The organism is Streptomyces sp. AcH 505 (genome assembly GCF_000818175.1).
Lineage (GTDB): Bacteria > Actinomycetota > Actinomycetes > Streptomycetales > Streptomycetaceae > Streptomyces.
Window position 1 is genome coordinate 463,481 of sequence record NZ_JTIY01000002.1, and the last position, 2,798, is coordinate 466,278.

A 2,798-nucleotide genomic window follows, 5' to 3' on the forward strand; every position below is an offset into this window, starting at 1 on the left:
CACGACCCCCTACGCGTCTTGGCCGGTGTCCCACGCCCGGACGTCGTCGCTCTGCCCGACGACCGGTGGATCGAGGCGGTCACCACCATGGTCGCGCACGCCCGCGACCGGCTCGCCCACTTCACGGCGACCGAGCGGGTGGTGTTCGTGGACAGTCTTCCGAGCAACGCCAGCGGCAAGATCCTCAAGCGCGAGCTGCGGGAGCGCTTCACTTCTCCCGGAGATCCACGATCCGCTTGAACTTGCCGACCGAGCGCTCCAGCGTCTCGGGATCGACGATCTCCACACCGACCGAGACCCCCACGTCGTCCTTGACGGCCGCAGCGATCGAGAGCGCGGCGGCTGCGCGCTGCTCCCCGCTGGTCCCGGCGCGGGCCTCGGCCCGTACGGTCAGCGCGTCCAGCCGGCCCTCGCGGGTCAGCCGCAGCTGGAAGTGCGGGGCCACCCCCGGGGTGCGCAGCACGATCTCCTCGATCTGGGTGGGGAAGAGATTCACCCCGCGCAGAATCACCAGGTCGTCGCTGCGTCCTGTCACCTTCTCCATCCGGCGGAAGACGCGCGCGGTGCCGGGCAGCAGCCGGGTGAGGTCCCGGGTGCGGTAGCGGATCACCGGCATCGCCTCTTTGGTGAGCGAGGTGAAGACCAGCTCGCCCTCCTCGCCCTCGGGCAGCACCTCGCCGGTGAACGGGTCGACGACCTCCGGATAGAAGTGGTCTTCCCAGATGTGCAGGCCGTCCTTGGTCTCCACGCATTCCTGCGCGACGCCGGGGCCCATCACCTCCGACAGGCCGTAGATGTCGACGGCGTCGATCGCGAACCGCTCCTCGATCTCCTGGCGCATCGCCTCCGTCCACGGCTCGGCGCCGAAGATGCCGACCTGGAGCGAGGTGCCACGGGGATCGACGCCCTGGCGCTCGAACTCGTCCAGCAGCGTCAGCATGTACGACGGCGTGACCATGATGATCTCGGGGCGGAAGTCCTGGATCAGCCGCACCTGCCGCGCGGTCATGCCGCCGGACGCGGGGATGACCGTACAGCCGAGCCGCTCCGCGCCGTAGTGCGCGCCGAGGCCGCCGGTGAACAGCCCGTAGCCGTAGGCCACATGCACCTTGTGCCCGGGCCGGCCGCCGGCCGCGCGGATCGACCGGGCCACCACGTCGGCCCAGGTGTCCAGGTCCCGCTGGGTGTAGCCGACGACGGTCGGCCGGCCCGTCGTACCGCTGGACGCGTGGATCCGCCGCACCTCGGACTGGTCGACGGCGAACATCCCGAAGGGGTAGTTGTCCCGCAGGTCGGCCTTGGCGGTGAAGGGGAAGAGCGCCAGGTCGGCGAGCGAGCGGCAGTCCTCCGGACGCAGTCCCGCCTTGTCGAACGCCTGCCGGTAGAAGCCGACGTTGTCGTAGGCGTGCCGCAGGGTCGCGCGCAGCCGCTCCAGCTGGAGGGCGGCCAGCTCCTCCCGGCCGAGCTGTTCGGCGGCGTCCAGCAGAGGCGTCATGGGCGTACTCCCGGTCGGTCCGGCAATGTCTCGACCGATCATTCGGTCGGACAACTCCAGGATCAGTTATTCAGCACCGCGGGGGGAGCGTCAAGGGCCGCGACCTGTCCGGGACCGGCCCCGATCGCTAGGCTGGACCCGGACGACGCAGCGGGAGGAGCACGACGTGGGCGACAGCACCACTACGACCCACCAGCCGCTTTCGGGCTGGAACAAGCCGGACCTCGATCTGAGCAACGCGGACTGGCGATCGAGCAGTCAGGGGGCGGGCGATGTCCAGATCGCGTTCGTCGAAGGCTTCATCGCCATGCGCAACAGCGGCCGGCCGGAGAGCCCTTCGCTGATCTTCAGCCCGGCCGAGTGGCGGGCCTTCGTGATCAACGCGCGCGACGGGGAGTTCGACCTCACCTGACGGCGGCCGCCGGGCCCGTCCCGGCGCTCAGGGCCACAGCAGCTCCCGCACCCAGTCCCCTTCCGCGCGACGGTAGGTGAGCCGGGTGTGGTCGCGCTGCCTGTCGCCCTGCCAGAACTCCACCGATTCCGGCCGCACGGTGCAGAGCGCCCAGCCGGGCGCCACCAGATCCGGCTGCCGCTCGATCCGCTCCAGCGCCCCGGCCACGGCCGTGTCCCGTTCGGCCGGATCGCCGATCGGCGCGCTCTGCCTGCCCGGCAGTGCCTCGGCCCGGGTCGTGTCCGCGCAGTCTCGTCTGACTCGCGATGCCTGGCACGCACGCTCGCGGCCCCCGCCGGGCGCGCCCGGAAGTCGGCGGCTGCCGCTTCACCGAGATCGCGTGTCACGGGCCCGCGCACCCGGATCTGCCGGGCCGGCGGCTGCCAGGAGAAAGTCGGCGCCGCGCACGCCACTCGGCGAAGAGGGCGGCCGGCTCGTCAGGCGCGCCCTTCGGATCGAACTCCGGCAACTCACCCGCGAACACCGGAAGTTCGCGCAGCATCTCCCGCATCCCGGGCATACGTCTCCCTCGGTAGGACTCTCCGTGTTCGGCGAAATTAATGCTTCGAACGGAAGGTAGCATTAGGCCATGGCTGCCCGTGAGCTGACGCTCGATCTCGCCCTCACCATCCGGCACGACGGACACGGCGGGGTCGCCGACGACCTCTCGGAACCGCAAGGGCTGACCCGCTGGGTCCACGACCACGGCGACGAACTGGCCGGCGATCTCGACGTGGCGGCCTTCGCCGCCGACGACCACGCGCTCGCCGCCGTACGGGAGCTGCGGGCCGCCGTACGCGCGCTGTTCGCGAGAGCGGTCAGTCCCGAGGCGCCGAGCCCCGCCGACGCGCT

At 71.1% G+C, this 2,798-nt stretch carries 4 protein-coding genes and 1 pseudogene; 3 read left to right on the plus strand and 2 right to left on the minus strand.

All coding sequences use genetic code 11. The features are described from left to right. A pseudogene (locus HY68_RS32230) lies at window positions 1–240 on the plus strand (acyl-CoA synthetase); the annotation flags it as partial. On the opposite strand, the gene paaK reads toward HY68_RS32230, so the two are convergent. After that, on the minus strand, window positions 209–1,495 hold the full coding sequence (paaK, locus tag HY68_RS32235) for a phenylacetate--CoA ligase PaaK (RefSeq protein WP_041998478.1): 1,287 nt from the start codon (window positions 1,493–1,495) through the stop codon (window positions 209–211). The pseudogene HY68_RS32230 and the gene paaK sit on opposite strands and share 32 nt — an antisense overlap. Window positions 1,496–1,661: 166 nt before the next feature. Here paaK and HY68_RS45740 point away from each other — a divergent pair, with 166 nt between their 5' ends. Further along, window positions 1,662–1,907 (plus strand): DUF397 domain-containing protein, encoded by a 246-nt coding sequence (locus tag HY68_RS45740; RefSeq protein WP_041998481.1) that lies wholly within the window; start codon window positions 1,662–1,664, stop codon window positions 1,905–1,907. Window positions 1,908–1,934: 27 nt separating this feature from the next. Here HY68_RS45740 and HY68_RS46230 read toward each other — a convergent pair whose 3' ends face one another. Next, on the minus strand, window positions 1,935–2,114 hold the full coding sequence (locus tag HY68_RS46230; RefSeq protein WP_052457370.1) for a pyridoxine 5'-phosphate oxidase C-terminal domain-containing protein: 180 nt from the start codon (window positions 2,112–2,114) through the stop codon (window positions 1,935–1,937). A gap of 421 nt (window positions 2,115–2,535) precedes the next feature. Between HY68_RS46230 and HY68_RS45745 the strand changes: the two genes are divergently transcribed. Beyond that, on the plus strand, window positions 2,536–2,798 hold a 263-nt coding region (locus HY68_RS45745; protein ID WP_241778830.1), incomplete at its 3' end, for an ABATE domain-containing protein.

What these genes read in the sequence shown, in the direction of transcription:
- paaK (WP_041998478.1), bottom strand. Translation starts at nt 1,495, where the DNA reads ATGACGCCTCTGCTGGACGCCGCCGAACAGCTCGGCCGGGAGGAGCTG.